This window comes from Candidatus Binatia bacterium (assembly GCA_036493895.1).
Lineage (GTDB): Bacteria > Desulfobacterota > Binatia > UBA1149 > CAITLU01 > DATNBU01.
Genome location: DASXOZ010000050.1, coordinates 1 through 20707, shown reverse-complemented (window position 1 = coordinate 20707; position 20707 = coordinate 1). Strand labels below are relative to the sequence as shown.

The 20707-nt window shown below is 64.5% G+C and carries 24 protein-coding genes and 1 pseudogene; 18 read left to right on the top strand and 7 right to left on the bottom strand.

Going from position 1 to position 20707, the window contains the following annotated elements; genetic code table 11:
* Positions 1-62 precede the first annotated feature (62 nt).
* The 9 genes from VGK20_12485 to VGK20_12445 all read left to right on the top strand — a co-directional run bounded on the left by VGK20_12485 (position 63) and on the right by VGK20_12445 (position 8418).
* Entirely contained in the window at positions 63-335 is a 273-nt protein-coding gene (locus VGK20_12485; protein ID HEY2774855.1) for a metal/formaldehyde-sensitive transcriptional repressor, read from the top strand.
* Positions 332-2269, top strand: coding sequence for a cation-translocating P-type ATPase (locus tag VGK20_12480; protein HEY2774854.1), 1938 nt, complete (start codon positions 332-334; stop codon positions 2267-2269). Before VGK20_12485 ends, VGK20_12480 begins: the two co-directional genes overlap by 4 nt.
* Complete coding sequence (locus VGK20_12475; protein ID HEY2774853.1) at positions 2266-3075, top strand: sulfite exporter TauE/SafE family protein; 810 nt, start codon at positions 2266-2268, stop codon at positions 3073-3075. The genes VGK20_12480 and VGK20_12475 overlap by 4 nt, the downstream gene beginning before the upstream one ends.
* Positions 3076-3084: 9 nt before the next feature.
* Positions 3085-3516, top strand: coding sequence for a YeeE/YedE thiosulfate transporter family protein (locus VGK20_12470; GenBank protein ID HEY2774852.1), 432 nt, complete (start codon positions 3085-3087; stop codon positions 3514-3516).
* Positions 3516-4001 carry a DUF6691 family protein gene (locus VGK20_12465; GenBank protein ID HEY2774851.1) on the top strand — a complete coding sequence of 162 codons (486 nt, stop codon included), beginning with the start codon at positions 3516-3518 and terminating at the stop codon, positions 3999-4001. Before VGK20_12470 ends, VGK20_12465 begins: the two co-directional genes overlap by 1 nt.
* A 301-nt stretch (positions 4002-4302) precedes the next feature.
* Positions 4303-5748: a hypothetical protein gene (locus VGK20_12460; GenBank protein HEY2774850.1), complete on the top strand. Its 1446-nt coding sequence runs from the start codon at positions 4303-4305 to the stop codon at positions 5746-5748.
* A gap of 242 nt (positions 5749-5990) precedes the next feature.
* Complete coding sequence (locus tag VGK20_12455) at positions 5991-6407, top strand: DUF4345 family protein (protein ID HEY2774849.1); 417 nt, start codon at positions 5991-5993, stop codon at positions 6405-6407.
* A 311-nt stretch (positions 6408-6718) separates the two neighbouring features.
* Positions 6719-7393, top strand: a complete 675-nt coding sequence (locus tag VGK20_12450; protein ID HEY2774848.1) for a hypothetical protein — start codon at positions 6719-6721, stop codon at positions 7391-7393.
* Between the two features lie 50 nt (positions 7394-7443).
* Positions 7444-8418 (top strand): DUF1573 domain-containing protein, encoded by a 975-nt coding sequence (locus VGK20_12445; GenBank protein ID HEY2774847.1) that lies wholly within the window; start codon positions 7444-7446, stop codon positions 8416-8418.
* Positions 8419-8518: 100 nt separating this feature from the next.
* Here the strand turns inward: VGK20_12445 and VGK20_12440 are convergent, their stop codons facing one another.
* Both VGK20_12440 and VGK20_12435 read right to left on the bottom strand, forming a co-directional pair.
* Positions 8519-10132, bottom strand: a complete 1614-nt coding sequence (locus tag VGK20_12440) for an NAD(P)/FAD-dependent oxidoreductase (protein HEY2774846.1) — start codon at positions 10130-10132, stop codon at positions 8519-8521.
* Between the two features lie 53 nt (positions 10133-10185).
* Positions 10186-11394: an acyl-CoA dehydrogenase family protein gene (locus VGK20_12435; protein ID HEY2774845.1), complete on the bottom strand. Its 1209-nt coding sequence runs from the start codon at positions 11392-11394 to the stop codon at positions 10186-10188.
* A 137-nt stretch (positions 11395-11531) separates the two neighbouring features.
* Between VGK20_12435 and VGK20_12430 the strand changes: the two genes are divergently transcribed.
* Together VGK20_12430 and VGK20_12425 are read left to right on the top strand one after the other, a co-directional pair.
* The gene (locus VGK20_12430; protein HEY2774844.1) at positions 11532-11894 is read left to right on the top strand and encodes a DUF4437 domain-containing protein; all 363 of its coding nucleotides are present in this window, start codon (positions 11532-11534) and stop codon (positions 11892-11894) included.
* Positions 11895-11919: 25 nt separating this feature from the next.
* Complete coding sequence (locus VGK20_12425) at positions 11920-12261, top strand: transposase family protein (protein ID HEY2774843.1); 342 nt, start codon at positions 11920-11922, stop codon at positions 12259-12261.
* Between the two features lie 239 nt (positions 12262-12500).
* Here VGK20_12425 and VGK20_12420 read toward each other — a convergent pair whose 3' ends face one another.
* Both VGK20_12420 and VGK20_12415 read right to left on the bottom strand, forming a co-directional pair.
* Positions 12501-14297, bottom strand: a complete 1797-nt coding sequence (locus tag VGK20_12420; GenBank protein ID HEY2774842.1) for a hypothetical protein — start codon at positions 14295-14297, stop codon at positions 12501-12503.
* A 631-nt stretch (positions 14298-14928) separates the two neighbouring features.
* Positions 14929-15207 carry a HigA family addiction module antitoxin gene (locus VGK20_12415; GenBank protein HEY2774841.1) on the bottom strand — a complete coding sequence of 93 codons (279 nt, stop codon included), beginning with the start codon at positions 15205-15207 and terminating at the stop codon, positions 14929-14931.
* Between the two features lie 63 nt (positions 15208-15270).
* On the opposite strand from VGK20_12415, the gene VGK20_12410 reads away from it, so the two are divergent.
* Both VGK20_12410 and VGK20_12405 read left to right on the top strand, forming a co-directional pair.
* Entirely contained in the window at positions 15271-15501 is a 231-nt protein-coding gene (locus tag VGK20_12410; GenBank protein ID HEY2774840.1) for a hypothetical protein, read from the top strand.
* Positions 15498-15893 (top strand): type II toxin-antitoxin system VapC family toxin, encoded by a 396-nt coding sequence (locus VGK20_12405; protein ID HEY2774839.1) that lies wholly within the window; start codon positions 15498-15500, stop codon positions 15891-15893. Before VGK20_12410 ends, VGK20_12405 begins: the two co-directional genes overlap by 4 nt.
* Positions 15894-16229: 336 nt before the next feature.
* Here VGK20_12405 and VGK20_12400 read toward each other — a convergent pair.
* Both VGK20_12400 and VGK20_12395 read right to left on the bottom strand, forming a co-directional pair.
* Positions 16230-16478, bottom strand: a pseudogene (locus VGK20_12400) (hypothetical protein).
* Positions 16479-16483: 5 nt separating this feature from the next.
* Complete coding sequence (locus VGK20_12395) at positions 16484-16765, bottom strand: hypothetical protein (protein ID HEY2774838.1); 282 nt, start codon at positions 16763-16765, stop codon at positions 16484-16486.
* Between VGK20_12395 and VGK20_12390 the strand changes: the two genes are divergently transcribed.
* On the top strand, positions 16710-17510 hold the full coding sequence (locus VGK20_12390) for a hypothetical protein (protein HEY2774837.1): 801 nt from the start codon (positions 16710-16712) through the stop codon (positions 17508-17510). The genes VGK20_12395 and VGK20_12390 overlap by 56 nt on opposite strands.
* Before the next feature lie 298 nt (positions 17511-17808).
* Here the strand turns inward: VGK20_12390 and VGK20_12385 are convergent, their stop codons facing one another.
* Positions 17809-18363 (bottom strand): hypothetical protein, encoded by a 555-nt coding sequence (locus tag VGK20_12385; GenBank protein HEY2774836.1) that lies wholly within the window; start codon positions 18361-18363, stop codon positions 17809-17811.
* 313 nt (positions 18364-18676) lie between these two features.
* Here VGK20_12385 and VGK20_12380 point away from each other — a divergent pair, with 313 nt between their 5' ends.
* The 4 genes from VGK20_12380 to VGK20_12365 all read left to right on the top strand — a co-directional run.
* Complete coding sequence (locus VGK20_12380; protein ID HEY2774835.1) at positions 18677-19699, top strand: integrase core domain-containing protein; 1023 nt, start codon at positions 18677-18679, stop codon at positions 19697-19699.
* A 132-nt stretch (positions 19700-19831) separates the two neighbouring features.
* Complete coding sequence (locus VGK20_12375) at positions 19832-20008, top strand: hypothetical protein (protein ID HEY2774834.1); 177 nt, start codon at positions 19832-19834, stop codon at positions 20006-20008.
* 206 nt (positions 20009-20214) lie between these two features.
* Positions 20215-20403, top strand: a complete 189-nt coding sequence (locus VGK20_12370; protein HEY2774833.1) for a type II toxin-antitoxin system HicA family toxin — start codon at positions 20215-20217, stop codon at positions 20401-20403.
* A 17-nt stretch (positions 20404-20420) separates the two neighbouring features.
* The coding region (locus VGK20_12365; GenBank protein ID HEY2774832.1) for a type II toxin-antitoxin system HicB family antitoxin at positions 20421-20707 on the top strand (287 nt) is incomplete at its 3' end.

The window sequence follows — 20707 nt, the reverse complement described above, 5'->3', positions numbered from 1 at the left end:
GCCGGGCGCTTTGTGGGATATACCCTATAGGGGTATACGATCCTCCGAAACGGAGGGACCCCATGGGCCACACGATCCTGCACAAGAAGCCACTCCTGAACCGCGTGCGCCGCATCCGCGGACAACTGGAAGCTGTGGAGCGCGCCCTGGTTGAAGAACGAGGGTGCGCGGAGGTCATGATGACTCTCTCCGCGAGCCGGGGCGCCATCCATGCACTCATGGCGGAGCTCCTCGAGGAGCACCTTTACACGCATGTCGTCGATCCGTCCGCCAAGTCGAAGCGACACGAGGCGGCTGAAGAAGTCGTGAAGGTCTTCCGAAGGAGTCTGCGGTGAGTAGCCTGACCGGGGTCGTTCCGAACGTTCCAGGGCATTCGGAGCAAGCCGAACCGGAGAGCGAACACGAAGCCCCTTTCACTCCGGTGGCGCTCGCGCGAATCGCACTTGTAGCAGTCGCCGTTGCTGCCGTCGGGCTTCACCTGGTGGCGGGAAGCTGGGTGGTCGGCGTCGTTGCTGTCGCCGTAACGTTGGTCGGGGGCTTCCCCATTCTCGAGGAGGCGTGGGAGGCAATTCCCGCCCGTCGCATGACGATGGAACTTTCGATGACGATTGCGTTGCTTGCCGCGCTCGCCATCGGGGAGTTCCTCACGGTGCTCGTGATCGTACTCTTCGTTCTTATCGCGGAGGAGATCGAGAAGCTGACGGTCGGACGCGGACGCAGGGCGATCGAGGACCTCCTCGCGTTTCTGCCCCAGCGCGTGTTCGTGCGCAGGGATGGCGCCGTCCGGGAAATGGGCGCCTCCGAGGTCCAGCAGGGGGACGTGGTCGTGGTGAAGCCCGGCGCGCGCGTTCCGGTCGACGGGACCGTCGTCGCTGGAAGCTCCACGGTGGACCAGGCGGCCATCACCGGCGAGTCTCTCCCGGTCGCAAAACTGCTCGGCGCGTCCGTCTTCGCCGGTACCATCAACCAGACCGGCACGCTCGACGTGCGCACGGAGCGGCTCGGGCGCGACACGACGTTCGGGAAAATCATCGAGACCGTCGAGCACGCCGAGCGTACCCGCGCTCCGATTCAGAAGACCGCCGATCGTCTCGCCGGCTACCTCGTCTATTTCACGCTCGCCATGGCGGCGCTGACCTTCGTCTTTACTCACGACCTGCGGGCGACGATCTCCGTCGTCATCGCGGCCGGGGCCTGCGGAATCGCCGCCGGAACGCCGCTGGCGATCCTCGGCGCGATCGGGCGTGCCGCGCACCAGGGCGCAATCATCAAGGGCGGGATCGCGCTCGAGGTCATGGGGTGTGCGGACACGGTCGTTCTCGACAAGACGGGCACGTTGACTTTCGGCCGTCCCGAGGTCGCGACGCTGCGACCCACACCCGGAACGATCGAAACGGATCTTCTTGCGGCGGCAGCAACCGCCGAGCGTCCCTCGGAGCACGCGCTCGCGCGGGCAATTCTCGCAAGAGCGGTCGGCCAGGCGGTGCGCGAGCCCGATTCCTTCGAGTCGGAGCCGGGGAAGGGGGTCCGCGCGATGTCGGACGGGGCGGAGATCCTGGCGGGGAATCGTGCGTTCCTGATCGCCAGTGGCATCGCTCTGCCTGAACAGGAGGCCGGCGCCAAGGGCGGCACCGAGGTCTTCGTGGCGCGTGGGGGCTTGTTCCTCGGATCGATCGAGGTTGCCGACACATTGCGACCCGAGGCGGTCGAGGCGATTCGCGCGATGCGCGCGATGGGACTTCGCACCATCCTGCTTACAGGCGACGCTCGCGGAATTGCCTCGTCCATCGGGGATCGGCTCGGCGTCGACGAGGTTCGCGCGGAACTGCTTCCGCACGACAAGGCGGAACGTGTTCGTGAGCTGACCCGCGCCGGAGCGACGGTCGTGATGGTCGGCGACGGGGTCAACGACGCCCCGGCGCTCGTGGAGGCCAGCGTCGGCATCGCGATGGGATCGGGAACTGATGTCGCGCGCGAATGCGCTGGCGTTGTCCTCATCGGCGACGACCTGCTGAGACTCGTCGCAACGCTGCGGATCGCGCGGCGATGCCGAAGGATCATCCATGTAAACTTCATCGGCACGATCCTGGTCGATGCTGTTGCGATGCTGCTCGCGGCCGGGGGGATTTTGACGCCGATTCTCGCGTCTCTCGTCCACGTCGGTTCCGAGTTGGCCTTCATCTCCAATTCCGCACGGCTGCTCACGCGCCGCCGGCTCGCTCACAAGCGCGTAGCTGTGACCGTTGCGGCGCCCGCAGCACCGCTGTGATCCGTGCGCTTCTCGCGTCCCCGCTGGGTTTCGTGGTGGGGCTTTCGCTCGGCGCTCTTGGAAGCGGCGGTTCCATCCTGGCGGTGCCGGCTCTCGTGTACGCTGCCGGGCAGACGCCGCAACAGGCAACGACGACGAGCCTGCTGCTGGTCGGGATCGCGACGTTGTCCGGCCTTCCTTCTCACTATCGGGCCGGGCGAGTGAAGATGGGGCCCGGTCTCGCGTTCGGTGCGACGGGCATCGGCGGCTCTTTCGCGGGAACGGCGCTCAACCGCAGGATCGATCCTCACGTGTTGCTGCTCGCGTTCTCGGGCCTCATCCTGGTCGCGGCCTGGAGAATGGTCACTGCCTGCCCAACCTGCACGCGGAGCGGTGAGGCCGAAGCCCTCGAGCATGCCGCCAGCTCACCGGAGTCTGGCCCTTCGCTCGACATCCGCCATGCACTGTTGGTCGTGGCCGGCGGAAGCGGCGTCGGCTTTTTGACCGGACTCTTCGGCGTAGGTGGCGGCTTCGTGATCGTTCCGATGCTGACACTGCTGCTCGGCTTCGCCATGCCCCAGGCAATCGGGACATCGCTTCTGGTCGTTGCGATCAACAGTGCCGTGGCGTTGGCAGCGCGCGTAGGTACGACGTCGATCGACTGGACGGTCGCAGGTGCGTTCAGCGTGGCGGCCGTCGCCGGCGTCCTGGCGGGCGGTCGCATCGCCGATCGCATTGATGCACAGAAGAGCCTGACGGCGTTTGCGGCCGGGCTCGTCCTACTCGCCATGTTCACCGCAGGGTCGGCGATTTCCGCGCTGGTCTAAGGAGATTCGATGGAGCACTTCACGCCTCTGCATTCCCTACTCGGTGGCGTTCTGATCGGGCTGTCGGCAACTGCGATGCTGGCGCTGCTCGGCCGCGTGGCCGGTATCAGCGGCATCGTCGGCGGTCTGCTTTCCGGAGAGCGAAGCGAACGATCCTGGCGTGCGGGCTTCGCACTGGGGCTGCTCGTTGGCGGGGCGGTGCTGGGATCTCTCGCGCCCGACAGCTTCGCGATGACGCTGCACCGGTCAGCGCCGACTCTCGCGATGGCGGGGCTTCTCGTCGGATTCGGCTCGAGGCTCGGAAGCGGGTGCACCAGTGGTCACGGCGTCTGTGGCATCGCCCGGGCTTCGCGGCGTTCGATCACGGCCACCATGACCTTCATGGCGACGGGGGCGGCGACTGCGCTCGTGGTCACGCAGTTCTTCGGAGGATCGCTGTGATCGGGGGAACGCTGTCAGCGTTCACCTGCGGATTGGTGTTCGCGCTGGGGCTCGTGTTGGGCGGCATGACGCAGCCGTCGAAGGTTGTCGGCTTCCTGGACTTCACCGGCGCCTGGGATCCGAGCCTGGCTATGGTGATGGTCGGAGCCCTCGCCACTCACGCGTTCCTGAGTCGCGTGGTTCTTGCCCGACCCCGCCCTTTGTTCTCGGCGTCGTTCATGGTGCCGACGCGCACCGACATCGACGCGCGGCTCCTCGGCGGCGCGGCGATCTTCGGCGTGGGATGGGGCCTGGGCGGCTTCTGTCCCGGCCCGGCGCTGGTATCGCTCGGTGCCGGGGTGCACGCCGCGTTGATCGTCGTGCCCGCCATGCTCGTCGGCATGCTGCTCCACGACCGCTGGTTCGCGGCGGCGACGGCGGCCACTACGCTACCTCAGAGCGTGACGCGTGCCTCGTCGCTCGTCGAGGTTGGGCGCGATGGCTGACGCCGGGAGTGCGCCAACACCCGGCGAGCCAGAGGTTTTCTGGAACCATCCCCCGCCGCCCACGCGCATCTCTGACAAATAAACCGGGAATTCTTCCCAAATCTGCGAAACTCGCCGCTTCGTAACGTCGTTCCCAAATTCGCAACTTTTCCCGTGGATTCGGCCTCGCGACGGTGGCACGGCCGCTCGCCGCTCCTCCAATCCGCCCTGATTCCAACCCCTCACTCTCGCGGCACAGCAATTGCTCGATGACCTCCGTGCGCTTCGGCCGACCTCAGGAAGCGCGCAGGGGAGATCGACGATGCTCTCGATGCTGACTGTCCGTTTTCACTCCGAGCCGAAAAGATCCGATTTCGGGATCAAGAATCTCGCGCACACCGCGCTGATAACGGCCACCGTCGCTGCCGCGCTGTTCGGTGTCCCTCTGGACGCTTCGGCGGTGCCGTCGTTCGCACGACAGACAGGCTTTCCCTGTGTCGCGTGCCATACCGCGTTTCCGCAACTGACGGCGTTCGGACGTCAATTCAAAGCCAACGGCTATGTGATCAGCGCGCACGCCACGAAGCTCCCGCCGCTGGCGATGATGATCGAAGGCGGCCCCGGCTACACGCACACCACGGAAGGCCAGGACACGAGTACTTTGCCGTCCGACTCGCATTCGAACGACAACGTCAAGGTCAATCAGATCAGCCTGTTTTATGCCGGACGCTTGCTGGGCCCATATTCGGACATGATCCTGCCCGAGAAGGTCGCCGACGTTGTCAACCATATGGGAGTGATGGGGCAGGGTACGTGGGACGGCGTTGCCGACCAGTTCTCTATCGACAACACCGAATTCCGCATGGCCAACCAGTCGGCCGTTCGCGGCCACCAGCTCATCTACGGCGCTTTCGTCAACAACAATCCCGGGATGGAAGACCTGTGGAACTCGACGCCGGTATGGGGTTTCCCGTTCACGGGCTCGGGCTACGCTCCGGCGCCCGCGGCGTCACCGCTCATTGCTGGAGGATTCGGCCAGCAGGTCGTCGGCGCCGGCGCCTACGCCTGGCTCGACGCTCATCTTTATGCGGAGCTCGGAGTCTACGGTACGGCATCGTCATCGGCGCAGCGCACGCTCGGCGTCGATCCGTCCGGAGAGGCCGAAATCGACGGAGCCGCGCCAAACTGGCGTCTCGCGTACGAGCAGCAGTTCGGAGCGTCCATGATCGAAGTCGGAACGTTCGGCCTGGACGCGGACACGTTTCCGCAGCGGATCGAAAACTCCGGCCACGACCATCAGACCGATGTCGGCCTCGATGCGCAGTACCAGTGGGATCTCGGCCGGCACGATATTACCGTGATGGGCAGCAGCATATTCGAGCACGCAAGCTGGGATGCCAGCAAGGTTCTCGGCTTCACGTCAAGCTCGCATGACGATCTGTGGGACACTGCGATCACCGCAACGTACCTGTTCGACAAGACCTACGGCCTGGATTTCCAGTTCTTCACGATCAACGGCGACGACGACCAGCTGCTGTACGGAAGCCGCACGGGCTCACCCGATTCGAACGGCATCGTGGTGCAGGCGGATTATCTTCCGTTCAACAAGATGGGCGGTCCGAGCTTCTGGCCGATGAGCAACCTGAAGGTCTCGCTCCAGTTCACGCACTACAACCGCTTCGACGGATCGTCGTCCAACTTCGACGGTGCCGGGCGCAGCGCGCAGGACAACGATACGCTGTTCCTCGAGCTCTGGTGGGCGCTGTAGCTCCCGCGGTGGAGCCGACGGGCCTCGCGGATTGCCCGGGTGCAGGCAACACGGCAGCCGTGATGAACGCGCGCGGCGCAGACAATGATTGCTCTACCGGCAAGATCATCGGGATCGCCGGGGTTACGGTGGAGTAGCGCGAGCGTCGCCAACTGCGACCCCGGCCGCTTCGAATGACGAGGATGGACGTCGGCGCCAGCCGCTCGTTTGCGTCAAGCCCCGGATCGACTTAGCGGTGCGCGATGACGTCGAAAGGAGCGGACTATCTCGCCATTGGCGTGCTGAGTATCGGCGCGATCGCTTTTGGTGCTTTTGGCCTCCAATGGCTCCTCGATCCGATCTCGATGGCCTTGCCTCTTGGTATCGTCCTTACCAATGGCGACGCCACGTCTGACGCACGTGCAGTGTACGGCGGGATGGAACTCGGAATGGCCGCTTTCCTGATTTACAGCGCCGCGTCGAAAGATCGCCGCACGCAGGGACTGGCCGCCGCCGCTCTCAGCCTGTTCGGGCTCGGAACGTGCCGGTTCATCGGCATTCTGGCAGGCCATGGTGTGAGTGCCGGGACCTACCAGCTTCTCGGCACAGACCTCGGTGGCACCACCTTGTGCACGATCGCGTTCCTGGTCAGCCGCAGATCGAGCAACAAGCGCAGTTAGATCAGCGAGTTGGCGCGGCGAGACTCGGCGGAATTCCGGCAACCAGCGCAGTGGCAATCCTGACAAGTTGATGAAGGTCCTGCGGCGGCGGGCGTCCCGCGTTCCATCGCTACCGGCTCGCCTGGCCGGGAATTTTAAGCCGTCGGGAGTACCGACGTGCTCGAGAGGACCGGGGCCGTCGAATGATCGCCGTTGCTCCCCGGGAACGTCAGGCCTATCCTTATAGCTACAAAAGGGACAGAACTGCGCTACGACCGGCTGGTCCTTCTGGCCGGACAAACTTTTACTGCATGTCTTCGAGGAGAGAATTGATGAAAGGAAAGCTGAGTATCGTGATTCCTATCGCCGTGCTGGTCTGGTCGGCAGTTGCCGATGCCGGCAACGGGGCGCCGAACGGGGCGCATTACAACCTCAACATCATCGGCGTCACCAACCCCAAGACCCAGCCTCTCACCGGAGGCGACCGGCACACGATCTTCGCGGCTCTCGGCGCCAAGAACAGCACTGTGACGAGCAGTATCTACCTTGTTCCCGGTCCGTTCGCCGTCTGCGACGGCAACGCTTTCGACACGGCGTACGGATGTGACGGAGCGCCGATCGCATCGAAGGGAGCGGTGTTCCAGTTGCCCTGCGATACGAACGTGACGACGGACACGGGCTGCAACGGTGGTACTGCCATGGCCAACTACGAAGTCTGGGCCAGGGCGCTTGGCACGCCGAACGGGTCCGCGACGATCACGACGTGCGCGACCGCACCCGATGGAACCTTCGTCTGTTCGAGCGGCAACGACGTGCTGGCACGCAGCAAGGGCAAGCAGATGTTCACCAACGTGACGCCGGCGCTGACGACGATGCAGTGCGTGACCTACGGAACGACGATCTGCCAGAGCGTGTCGCTGTTTGCCGACGGGTTTCATGACTTCCTGTGGCAGTACGACAACAACGGTCTCAAGCTGGCGCAGATCAGGTTCTATCTGGTCAAGTAAGAGTGAGGCCCGATCGTAGCGACCGGGGCCGGAAGTCGGCCCCGGTCGCGGTGTTCGTTGTGCTCCCGGCGCTTCTCGCGTTCCTGCCGCTTGGCGCGATTGCCGGCGGCGAATGGTCGTCGACGACCTGGGATTTCGGCACCATCACGCTTGGACGGACGGTCTCGCATCCCTTCACGCTGCGGAACCCCGGTGCGAAGCCGCTCCAGATCGAATCCATCCAGTTCTCGCAGCCCGGCATGAAGTCGACCGCCAAAGCGGTGATCGATCCCGGCGCTTCGTCCGACATCGTCATCGATTGGAAGCCTGAAGGCGCGCGCGGCCGGATCGAGGGCACCGCGGTGGTGCGCACCGCCGATCCCGATGGCGTCGAGACCGAGCTCACTTTGTCTGGCGAAGTACGACTGCCCGTCGACATCGACCCTTTCGGGCCCGTCTATCTCAGCGAATTCGCCGGCGAGAAGAAGTCTGCGGCTCTGCGCCTCGTGAACAACGAGAAGGCGCCCCTCGCGATCCGCAGTCTGCAGCCCGGGGCATCGTGGTTCACGGCGTCGGCGACCGACGTCGAGCCTGGCAAGGTCTCGCGGATCGAAGTCGTCCCGGCTTCCGACCTTGCGCCCGGCAGCTACGACTCGAGCCTGCTCATCGCTACGACGAGTGAATTCGCGAAGTCGCTCTCGATCGACGTTCACGTTCTCGTGCACCCCGACCTCTACGCAACAACGGAAAGCGTCGACTTCGGCGAGGTCCGGTCTGGCACTTCCGACGGCAACCTCGGTGCGTCCCGCCAGACTCTTCTCGTCGTCGCCAGGCAGAAGACGGCGACCGTCGAATCGTTCGGGAGCGACAGCCCTGCCGTTCACGTTGCGATGGATCCCGCAGGCAAGGACGGGACTTTCCGGTTCGACGTCGACCTCGCGGCCGAGGGGCTGCCTCGCGGCGACTTCCTCGCTGCGATTCGAATCAAGATGTCGAATCTTCCGGGAGGTCAGCTGTCCGTTCCGGTGCGTGCTTCCGTCCGGTGACGTGCCACGAGTCGACCAGACTCGTCCACCCGATCGAATCCGAGTGCCGGTCGAAAGATCGTTCCGCTGAGCATGGAACGCGGGGCTTCCGTGCGAAGGGTCAGAGCACGGCTGCGCGCCGCGCCGCTGCGCGAATTGCCGCGCCGACGAGGTTGCGCCGCAGGATCGCCGACGCGCAGATCGCGCCGCCCATCATCGCGCCGGCAACGCCGGCCGTCGCGACGTCGGCGCCGGTGAGCATGAGTCCCCGGACCGGAGTGGCCGGCCTCAGCCACTCGTTGCGGAAACGCTCCGGAGTATGCTCGAACCCGTAGATCTCGCCGTGAGGATGTGCGGTGAAATTGCGAGTAGACAGCGGCGTGGACATCTCGGCGACCTCCACCGCGCCGCGCGTCTGCGGAACGTGCGAATAGAGCAGCTCGAGAAGCTTTGCCGCCAGCGCGGACTTGGCCGTATCGTATTCGTCGCCGCGTTTCTGCCAGCGCGTTCCTTCCCATTTCGCGAAGGCGTCGTAGGAGAGGAACGTCATGATGTCGATCGTCGAGCGGTCCGGATGCCGTCGGTCGAAGTCGGGATCCTTGGCCGACGGAAAGGAGATGTAGGCAAACGGCTGCGCGGACGGATCGCCCGCGGCGGAACGCTCGTGGTTGCCGTCGGGGTAGACCCAGAGGTTCGAGCGCTCGAGGCCGAGGTCGCGCGTGCTGCCGCGGAGTCCCACGTAGAGGCAGGCGTGCGCCGTTGACGGCTTCATGCCGGCGAGCGCGCGCAGCAATCCGAGCTTTTCGGCGAACGGACGCGGCAGCAGCCGCCCGAAGGTATTGGCGACGCCCGCATCGCTGATCACCAGCGGTGCCCGCAGCGTCGCGCCGTCCTCAGCCATCTGCACGCCGACGACGCGCCCGCCCTCGATGGCGATTCCGGCGACTTCGGCATTGACGAGGAGCTCGCCGCCGGCGGCGCGGATCACCGGTGCGATGGTCTCGGCGATGCGGCCGGCGCCTCCGACCGGATAGAACCCGCCGCGAAAGTAGTGCTGGGTGACGAGCGCGTGGATCGCAAAGCTGCTGCGCGCCGGCGCAAGGCCATAGTCTCCCCACTGCGCCGTCAGCAACGAGATCAGCTCCTGATTCGACGTCAACCCTTCGAGCACCTCACGCGTCGTGCGATCGGAGAAACGGAAGAAGCGCCGCCGCGCCATCGGTTTGATCAGCGCGCCGACGAGGCGCGGCATCGCGCGCGTCGCGAGGAAGTCCTGCAGCGTAGCGGCCGCCGCGTCGACGAGTTCGAAGTAGCGATCGATGGCGCCGGCCTCGGCCGGGAAGCGCGCGACGAGCTCGCGCCGCAGCTCGGCCTTGCCGCGCGGATAGACGAACTCCTCACCGCCGATCCGGATCCGCTCGACGATCTCTCCCATGTCGGCCCATTGGAGCTGGGCGTCGGTGATGTCGTCGAACAGCGCACGGATCGTGCCGCCCGGCATCGTGTCGCCGATGTAGTGGACCCCAACGTCCCATTCGTAGCCCGGACGTCGAAAGACGTGCGTGAAGCCGCCGATCGTGTAGTGGCGCTCGAGCACGAGCACGCGCCTGCGACCGTGGCGCGCCAGCAGCGCCGCCGCCGCCAGGCCGCCGATTCCGGAGCCGACGACGATCGCATCGCAGGAACCCGTGGGCGGGCTTCGTCGGTACGGCTCGGCGATCTTGTGCTTGCTCATCGCTCGTGTGTTCCGAATGCGACGCCGCACGGATGGCTTCCGCACGATGACGCCTACTTGTACTTGTTCAGCTCCAGGCGGGCGACCATGCCGCGGTGCACCTCGTCGGGCCCGTCGGCGATTCGCAGGGCGCGCGCCATGCCGAGCAGGCGCGTCAGCTCGGGGTCCGTCATGCCCTCGGCTCCGTGGATCTGGATGGCGGCGTCGGTGACCTTCTGCAGCACGTTCGGCGCGACGACCTTGATCGCCGAGATGTCGGTCAGAGCGCCGAAGGTTCCGAGCTTGTCGAGCGCCCAGGCGGCCTTCAGCGTCAGCAGCCGGGCCTGGTCGATGGCCATGCGGCTGTCGGCGATGATATCGCGATTGCCGCCGAGATTGGCCAGCGGCTTGCCGAACGCGACACGACCGAGCGCGCGGCGGCACAGGCGCTCGAGCGCGCGCTCGGCCGCACCGATCGCGCGCATGCAATGGTGGATGCGACCGGGGCCGAGGCGGCCCTGCGCGATCTCGAAACCGCGCCCGGGTCCGGCGATGATCGCCGATTTCGGCAGCCGCACGTTGTCGAACAGGATCTCGGCGTGCCCGTGCGGCTCGCCGAGATGTCCGAGCACCGGCAGCATGCGCAGGATCTTCACTCCCGGCGCATCGATGGGCACCAGCACCATCGAATGACGGTGGTGGCGATCCGCGTTCGGGTCGGTCACGCCCATGAAGATCAGGAAGCGGCAGCGCGGGTCGCCGGCACCGCTGGTCCACCACTTCTGGCCGTTCAGGACCACGTCGTCGCCTTCGACCTCGCAGGTCGCCTTCATGTTGGTCGCGTCGCTGGAGGCAACGGCCGGCTCCGTCATCGAGAAGCCCGAGCGGATGGTTCCGTCGAGCAGCGGCCGCAGCCACTGCTCCTTCTGCTCGTCGCTGCCGTAGCGCACGAGCACCTCGGCGTTGCCGGTGTCGGGTGCGGCGCAGTTGAAGACCTCGGGCGCCAGATAACTGCGTCCGGTGACCTCCGCGATCGGCGCATAGTCGCGGTTGTCGAGGCCGGCGCCCCATTCCTTCTCGGGCAGGAAGAGGTTCCAGAGACCGAGCGAGCGCGCTTCGGTCTTCAGCTCTTCGATGACCGGCGGAACCTTCCACTTGCGCCAGTCCCCGGAGCCCGAGAGCTGGTCGACGTAGGTCTGCTCACTCGGCACCACGCGCTCGCGCACGAAGCGCTCGGCGAGATCGATGTAGGCGCGGGCTCGTTCGGAATGCTCGAAATCCATCGCGGTCACCTCGGGGGAATGGCGACCTTAGCGCGAACGCCTCCTGCGGCAAGGCGGGCGTTCCGAGGTGGCCCCGGCCCGCAGGAAAGCGCACCGCCCGCCGGCAGGGAGACGGCGCGGACCATCCGCAGAGAGAGATTCGGCCAAAAACCAGGTCGCTAGTTTTTGCGAACGCCGAGCAAGCCGACTTCAAGGAGGTCATTCCCGGTGTCTCCAAATCGGTTCTATGGGGAGATCCGGACAAGGGCGCCTACGGCAGCTTTACAAAGTTCGTGCCAGCGTTCGACTCCGGTATGCACAGGCACACGAACGACCTTTGGATCGTCGTTCTCAAAGGTGCGTATCTCTACAAAGACGAGGCCGGACAGAAGCGTGTCGGCGTGGGCGACTTCATCCGAATCCCCGGTGGCCACAAGCACTGGAGCGGCGCGGACACGAAAGAGGGCGCGCTCTTCTACGAGGAAGCGTCGGGAAAGTTTGATTTGCTGCCGCTAAAATAGCGGCTGAACTCGCGCGGTATGGCACATCGACACCTCTGCCGTTCGTCTGGTCGACGGAAGGAAGGTGTGGCTCCACGCGGTCATCGACAACTTCAGTCGTAGGATTCTCGTGTGGCGCGTTGCCGAGCGTTTCGAGATCGCCAACGCGGCCGCGATCTTGGAAGAAGCAGTCGGCAACACAGTGAGTGCGGACGAGCTGCCGACATTGATGACCGACGGTGGCATCGAGAATTTCAACGGCGAGGTCGATGCGCTTGTCGGTGAGGGACTGTTTCACGGTTTGCCCGGACGGGACAAATCGCGACGCGAACGGTTCGACCTGCTGCGGGGGCACCTTCTGGCAATACCCCATTTATGCGCTCCCTGACGACAATGGTTGGCTCAGCGAGCGGGCCGAAGGCCGCTCAGCGCGCAGCGGCTAAAGGCTGAGGGGGTCGAGCTAACGTCCGGCCCAATTTGGACACCAGTCGGGGTCCGGCACAATTTCGAGACCACACGGGAACGTCAGTTCAGCCCGGCCTGAGTGCGCGCAGGAGTTCGCCGACAGAGAGGTTCCTCTCTATTGACGGCTTGCGCCGCAGTGGCGCAGCTTGCGACCGGGACGACCTAAGGGACGATGCTCTCCCGACAGCTCGCATCACTTTCGATGAGCTGCGCGACGAGTGGATCCGTGTGCACCAGGGCTGCGTCGTGCGATGTGGCCTCGAGGGCCAAGCTCGTGACCAAGGAACGGTTGCGCACCTTCAGCTTGTTTACGGCAAATGTTCCCTGCGAGGGCTGGTCGAAAGTCCACAGACCGTCGGCGGCCTGCCATGCTTCGGGCGCTGCATCGGGGCCCGGTACGGCACTTCCGGCAACAAGCGTCCCGTCTTCGTACACGCAAAGGGCCGAACCGGCCGCAATCGCAGACTGCTCACTGCCGGCATCGGCGACGCTCCACTTCCAGCGCAATCTGGATGCGGCATTGCCGCTTCGAATGCGCAGCCTCCCAGGCTCGGCACTCCCGCAACCTGTGGCCGGCGCATCCGTGCACAATGCGCCGGATCTCCCTCCCGTACCTCCCGTACCGCCTGGATCGGGCGCCGGCGGCAACGTCGTCAGGAACAGATGCATGATCGACCGGCCGTCGACTTCACCTTGCCAGACCAGATCGTAGGTTCCGCCGTGACCGGCAAGTTGAGGCTCACGCCCTCCCGTATTCTGGTCATCCAGAACGAATGACGGGAACAGCGGCAGGTCGTTCGCGTCGAACGAACGGCCGTAGAGAAATTCCTGCGTACGCTCCCACATGAACAGGAATCCGCCGGCACCGTCGTGCGCAAGCGTGGGGTGCAGTTGCTGGTCACCGGTTGTCTCGCTGACCGCGAAATCGTCCCCTAGCGGGGTGCCGTCTGATGCGAACCTCCGTGCGGTAACGGTCGGCCAGACGATGTAGCCGCTCGTGAACGCGACGACGAATTCTCCGTTCAGGCCGAAGGCCGCGGAGTATCCGGTATCGCCCTGATTTCCGAGCGGTGTCGAATTGATCGTGAATTCCGGTCCGAGCGGATTGCCGTCGGGTCCGAACAGGCGTCCCTGCAGGCTCGAGCCGGAACCGTCCGGGTGCACGTCGCAGTCGACGTAGTAGGTGGGACAGCCCGCGCCCCAAATGACGATCGTTCGGCCGTCAGAATCCGACGCGATGGCCGGATCGAACTCCGGAGTCCAGTCCGTGTTCATCTGGATTTCGTCACCAAGTGGATTGCCGGAACCATCGAAGCGGCGGCCCCGGACGGATCGAGGCAGCGGAATCGAATTGCCGTCGCTGTCCACTGCGTACGGTGAAGCGAGCCAAGTTGCGAAGAAGCCACCTTGCGGCAGGCAGGCGACATCGGCCTCGACCACGCCGGGATTGAGGCCGTAGTTCGTGACACCGATCGGTTCTCCGATGGGCAAGCCGTCGGCGGCCAGGTGCTGCGCAAAGATGCCGATTCGCGCGAGATCGGCCGCTGTCGGCGGAAGTAATGCATGTGTCACCGGATCCCGTTGGGCCGCCGGAAAATTCGCCCATACGACGTTCCAGCCGCCGTCGTCGCGTGCGCAGATACGCGGAGTGATGCGCTCGTCGCCGTTGGGGTCCGGCACCAGATCGCGCTGTGCATCGTCGATCGGCTGCCCGCTGCCGTCGTACATCCGTCCAAGAATGGTGCCTGTTCCCCCGCTCGTCCTGAGGTCCCAGACGATGAGTGTCTGGCCGCCGGAGCTCGTTGCGAGGTCGGAATCGTTCTGCCACTGCGCCGGCGTCGTGTTGACGAGCATCGCAGCGACAGAATCGGAGTACGCAGATGCCTCCCTGCAGAACGGAGCAGCCGTGACGAAAAGCAGGGCGGTGATGGCCGAAGCGGTGCGTGTGACATGGCTCATAAAAGGTCCTCCGAGGCCGATTCCGTAGCTTCGCGTCTACGTAACACGCCGCCGGACCACATGTCCACGTACAACCGCGCCGATCTATCAACTTACGGAAATGTAACCTGACCGGCAGATTCTCCACGTAAACGTGCGCTTGCCGTACCAATACTCGTCGCCGTGGGTTGGGATACGTGTTAATCGCGGGATGCGTTTCAAAGCGCATGGTTAACAGAATCGGTTAACCACTTTCACAATTCTCTCCCGGGAGAGGCGTTCTGAGAGCGAAATTCGCCCCGGTCAGCCTCGGATTGGCGCTCTCAGCGGCCGCCTTGGTTAACAGCCTGGCGTCGAGTCCCGACTGCTCGAATTCGCAAACATGCGCGACATCAGGCGGATTTCGCGCCGCTCCCGCCAGGGAAACGGCGCGGCTTATCCGCAGAGAGAGATTTGGTGTCACGAGGATTTGGCTCCGCAGGGATTTCGGGAGCCGCGCTTCGCCACCGAGCATCTCGCCGGTCGGGCAGGGCACGATTGGATGGGTATTCCAGAAGTGGGATAGGGAGCCCGCGGCGCCTTTTGATTCGAGTCTTTGGCGGCACGATCCGACGGCGACTTACGAACGGGGACCCGTTCGATCGGTGTGCATTCAGCGGTGTGCCGCGCTCGCTCTGTCGCCACCGCCGATTGGCGCCTTGATTCTGAGAACCTTGATGCGGTGAGCGGTCTTCTCCGCCTGGGCAAGGTCGTAGTGCATCCGCAGGCCCAACCAGACCTCGGCGCTGCTGCCGAACGCCTTGGACAAGCGAATGGACATCTCCGGCGAGATCCCTGCTTTCCCGTTCACCAGGTTGTTGAGCGCCTGACGGGTCACGCAAAGACGCGCGGCGGCTTCAGTGATGGTGAGGCCCAGCGGGTCGCAGGTCAATTGGACTTCCGGCGTCGCCTCAGCGTTCTTGACATGAAATACCGATGAAAGTAGTGATCGGACATGTCGATCATGGTCCAGATCCGCAACGTCCCCTCCGAACTTCACCGGCGTCTGAAAGTTCGGGCGGCTACGGAAGGGATGTCGATGTCCGATTACGTCCTGCGAGAGATCCGAAAGTCGCTCGATCGCCCGACTCGCCAAGAGGTTCTCGAACGACTGCAGGCGCAGCCGGTCCGAAAGTTTCGGCGCAGTGCCGCCGAAGTCATTCGTTCTGAGCGCGAGTCGAGATGATCGTGCTCGACGCGTCGGCGCTCGTCGAACTGCTTCTCGGCACGGAGAGCGGTCGGTCGATCGCAGCGCGTATTGCTGACCCGGACCTTGCGTTACACATGCCGCATTTGGCGGATATCGAGGTGGCCCAGACGCTTCGGAGATTCGTCCGCGATGGCGAATTGGACGCCGCGTCATCGCTGGCAGCGCTGGAGAGCCTGCAGGCTCTCGACGTGCAGCGGCATGCCCACGAGCCGTTGCTGGGTCGAATCTGGGCGCTTCGACGGAATCTTACGGCGTATGACGCCGCGTACGTCGCCCTTGCCGAGGCGCTCGAGGCCACCCTTCTCACCTGCGACGCGAAGCTGTCTCGGGCGCCCGGCGTGGCGGTGCGGGCCGAACTGTTTTCCTAGCGCGGCCGTTGACCGCCCCCCGGGGACTCTGCCGCCCCCGCCCGCAGTCTCGCCATTTCCTCGCGCTCACTCACCACGCGCTCGATGATGGCCGCGGGCCGCGCACGATACGGCCCGCCTGCCGTCCCACGGTCGATCCATGCGAGATTCATGGCTTCATAGACAGGCACCCAGTCCTCGCCTCGTCGCAGCAGCATTGCAGGGTTCGGCACGTAGCACCCATGCGTAGAGCGTGCCCACAGCTGGCGTGCCGGTCGATACGTGCTCTCAACCAATCCGGGCCAGCTCATCGTGTTCTCCACTGCGCGAGCGGCGCCAGGCTGCGCCGTCCATCTCGCTCGCGCTCTCGACGAGGAAGTTGCTGTCGCGATCGACCGAGCCGAAGCGTGCCTGCTTGATCTTGAGGAGACGGTTCGCGAGTTCCGTGACGCCGCGCGTGTTGCGGTAATTCGCATGCAGGACGTGGAGCGTCTGGCGGGAAAGCGCATCACCCGCCAGTCCCTGCCAGAACATGGTCTTGACTGCCGACCACGAGAAGAAGTTCGGGTGCACGATCTGGTTGGAATCGCCGCACAGCACGAACTGGCTTTCTACAGAAAAACAGAGAATCCAAACTCGCGAGGACCTGAGAAAGCCCTGGGAGTTCGCACCACCACGATCGCCGGCAACTCGGCGACGACCAGCGGCGGCGGCATCTCTCTCTCTCTCAGAACGCCTCTCCGGGGAGAGAATGCGCGATAAACCAAGGGCGTCGCGTCGATCCCCGCCTCGTCTCGCCATTGATCATCTGTTACATTCGCCGCATCCGGCGACACGGTGGACGGGGAGTTCATGAAATCACAATGGAAGGCGTCGGCGATGCTCGGCTGCATCGTTCTCATGGCCGTTTCGCCGGCCGCAGCCCAGGCCGTTCCGGACGCCGGCTGCCTCGGAATCAAGGCAAAGGCGGTCGCTCGCGCCACCGCGTGCGGCATCAAGATCGGCACGAAGCAGGCATTGCGGGGAGAGGATCTCGACCTGTCATCGTGCGCGGAGAAGCTCGCTAGCCAGTTCGATAGCGCGTATTCGGGCGGAGCCTGCCCGGTTTATGGAGACGCCGCCGATGCGCAGGCGCTGGTCGCGAACACCGTGGCGTCAGCTGTCGTCGCGCTCGGGGCGAGCGTCGACATGCAGGACTACGGGGACTGCATCGGTGCGAAGAGCCGCATTGTCACCAAGTACGTCCTCCGTGGCGCTGCCGTCGCCCTGATTGGCCACTCGATTCAAGGAGGCCCTGACCGCTCCCAGATTCGGCACACAGGGAGCCGATGCCGTACAGGCACCACACAGGACAGATGGACGGCCAGCGGCTGCATCGAGGATCACAATCGAATTGTCGTGCGGGGTCGTTACCCAGACCTCCATCCTAGTCGCAATGTAGGCCAGCGCATCGGGCGGGGAATCGAGCCTGACGCACGAGCCCAACTCCAGCGACGCCGCCCCAATCGCGCACACACCAGAATCCCCTCGATTGCCGACATAGACCACGCCGTCGCCAACCGCGGCCGAACTCGGTCCGACAGTTCGCTTCGTACCATTTCGTTCGACCTCGGCGGTAGCGAACCCTTCGATCCGTGAGACTCGATCGTTGGTGACGTCAACTACGTCAACGCTGCCGGTGTTGCCGGCAGGGGCCCACACCCGATGATGGCGTAGATCGTAGGCAAGACCATCCATGGATGCGCCTGCCGAGCTGGAGCCGGGAAGTGCGATGGTGTGGACCGTGAAAGCCGGTACAGCGGTCGATTGCGCCGGCAAGCGCGATGCGCCGCATCCGTCTACCACGATCGTCAGGAGCAGCGTTGCGTATTTTCGCAGGGCCATTGGTTCTCCTCGGCGACGACGAGCCGCCGCCACACTCCGCTTCCGCGTCGGCTCACACGCCCAGCTGCGACGGTACGAGTAACGCATGTCCAGCCGCGTCGCAGGCCTCGAACATCTCGGCCGCGTTGTTCCCGAGGCTCGTGACTCCGGCCGCGGTTGCCGCCTTGTCCGTGTATTTCCAACCTCGCCCAGCGGGGGAGTCCGCCCAGAGCGTGGCGCTCGCGGGAACGTCGTAGGAGACCTGCAGCGCGCCGTCGTAGTACAGGCACAGGCTCGTCTCCGTGGTCTCGGTGGGGTTGCCGAACACGGACTGGTCCTGGGCCGTGTCGCCGGTGAAGGACAGCTTGAGCGCATCGCTCTGGTCGTCGCTCTTGTTCTTGAGAAGCAGGGAAGCGCGCGTCGCGGCCTGGCAGCTGCCCAGCGGAGCGGACGAGCAGGGACCCTGACACGCATCACCTATACCATTGTTGTCGGCATCTGCCTGATCGGGGTTGAAAGTCGCGGGGCAATTGTCGTTGGGATTACACGATCCATCGAGGTCGCACGGCGGCATCGATGCGACGAGCGCGAAGAGGATGCCAAGGCGAGCGGCGAGAGAGGTACGCATCATTGTTCTCCAAGTACGGGATCGGCTCGGTTCGGTGAAGACGTGGCGGCTCTCCGGCGCCGTGGCGCCGGGCTGCCGGCACCTTCGTAGATGACTGGGGAGGGTCAGTCCAGAGCCGAGCCGGCTCTACCGATCATTCCTCGAGCTCGTCGTCGACGGATAGGTGCGTCGCAGGGATCTTCTCCGAGCGAAATTCGTTGGGGATGCGAGTATGGCGCGCCGGATGCGCTTCATTCGCCGTTGTCCCTCCCGAAAACCCCATCCGCACAACGATCATTAACGCAGGGCGGGACCGAAGAAAGCCTCCGGCCCGTTGTTCCGTCTCTTCGTCAGCGCGTTATGTGACCTGTTCCGTTCCCGGGCGTCCTTAGAGGCCGAGATTGTCGTGTTGCGTCAGCAAGTCGCGGTACTCAGGCAGCGGCTCGGCTCGCGCCGGGTCCGCCTGTCGTGGCGCGACCGCATGTTCGGGGTCGGTCTTTCCAGGGTCTGGCCGGGATGGCGTGCTGCGCTGGTCATAGTCCGGCCGGAGACTGTGCTTCGGTGGCACCGCGAAGGCTTCCGAGCGTACTGGCGTTGGAAGGCCAGACCGCGTGGTGGTCGGCCTCGCGTCGACCGTGAGACCCGCGAACTGATCTCCGGATTGCAGCGTGAGAATCCGCTGTGGGGTGCGCCGCGCATTCATGGCGAACTTCTGATGCTCGGCATCGACGTCTCCGAATCAACAGTGTCGAAATATCTCGGCAAGTCTCCTCGGCCGCCGTCACAGAGTTGGCGTACGTTCGTTCGCAACCAGCTGCACCAATCGATTGCGATCGATTTCGCGGTCGTGCCGACGATCCGATTCTCACTGCGCTACGTCTGCGTTGTTCTCGACCACGGCCGGCGCCGAATTCTCCACGTCAACGTGACGGCGAATCCGACTGCCGCTTGGGCCGCACAACAAGTCGTCGAGGCGCTGCCTTGGGAGACGAACGCGGAGTTCCTGTTCCGTGATGGCGACGGGATCTACGGGGAGGAGTTCACGCGGAGGGTGACGGGGCTCGGTCTGCAGCAGGTCGTGACGGCGCGAGCCTCTCCTTGGCAGAACGGCTACTGCGAGCGAGTGATTGGTACGCTTCGACGGGAATGCCTCGATCATGTAGTCGCCATCAACGAGCGCCAGCTGAAAGGCGTCCTCGATTGCTACGTTCGCTACTACAACCAGTCGCGCACGCATCTTTCGTTGGCGAAGGACTCGCCGGCCGGTCGGAAACGGGCTTCGCGATGGGGTGGGGCGGTCGTGGCGTTCCCGGAGGCGGGCGGTCTCCATCATCGCTACGAGCGGTTGGCGGCCTGAAGTCGTGTCAGACGAGGTTTTCGGGAGGCACAATGATCAAATCGCGTATTTCGATATTGCCAACAAGAAGCTCGTTACAGTGAACCGGAACGCAACATCGGGAGGCGCGGCCAGCCAAAGGAAGAAAGAACCGTGACGAAACCCTCGGCCACTCTCCACATGCTGAAAGGTGATCAGATCACGGGTGAGACTCTCGCGACCCTGTACGAACAACTGACGGGAAAGAAATCGACGCCAGAGCAGATCGCCGACATGCAGAAACGACTCGATGAGGTGCCACCGATCCAGACGCTCGAGGGATCGAAATAGCGCGCGATGCGCCTGCCCTGCGAAAGCGAGGATCCCGGTGACGCCGCATACCGGAATCCCGGCGATGCGCGCTTCGGGGTCCGGGTGTTCGTCAATGACCGTGAGGTCAAATCCTGCATCACCGCGGACCCGCGGCCCAATAGAGCCGGCGCACCCCGGGCCACGACCGATGGACGCAACAACCTTTTGGTTGTAAGCTTTTCACTGTGTCATCGAGTGAGGTGATCCGGGCTCTAAAGGCCGCCGGCTGGACGCTGGCACGAGCCAAAGGCTCCCATCACCACTACCGGCACCCGACCACGCCGGGTCTTGTGACGGTGCCGCATCCTCGCAAGGACCTCCCGAAGGGGACGCTCAAGTCGATCACGCGGCAGTCGGGCGTAAAGCTGGTCTGAGCGCAGAGAGGAAGAACATGCAGTACGTCGCCAAGCTCACCCGTGAAGGCAAGAACTGGCTCGTCGAGATTCCCGACTGTCCGGGTTGCCAGACGTTCGGCGGCAGCCGCGAGGAGGCGCTGGCGATGGCGAGCGACGCTCTACAAGGCTGGCTCGAAGTTCACTTGGCGGACGGGGCTGCGCCTCCGCGCCCGCGACGACGCAAGGGGACTGCCGTAGCGATCGGCTCACGGCTCTCGGTCGCGCTGCAGATCCGATGGCTTCGCGAGGATCTCGGGCTGACCCAGGCGCAACTTGCCAAGCG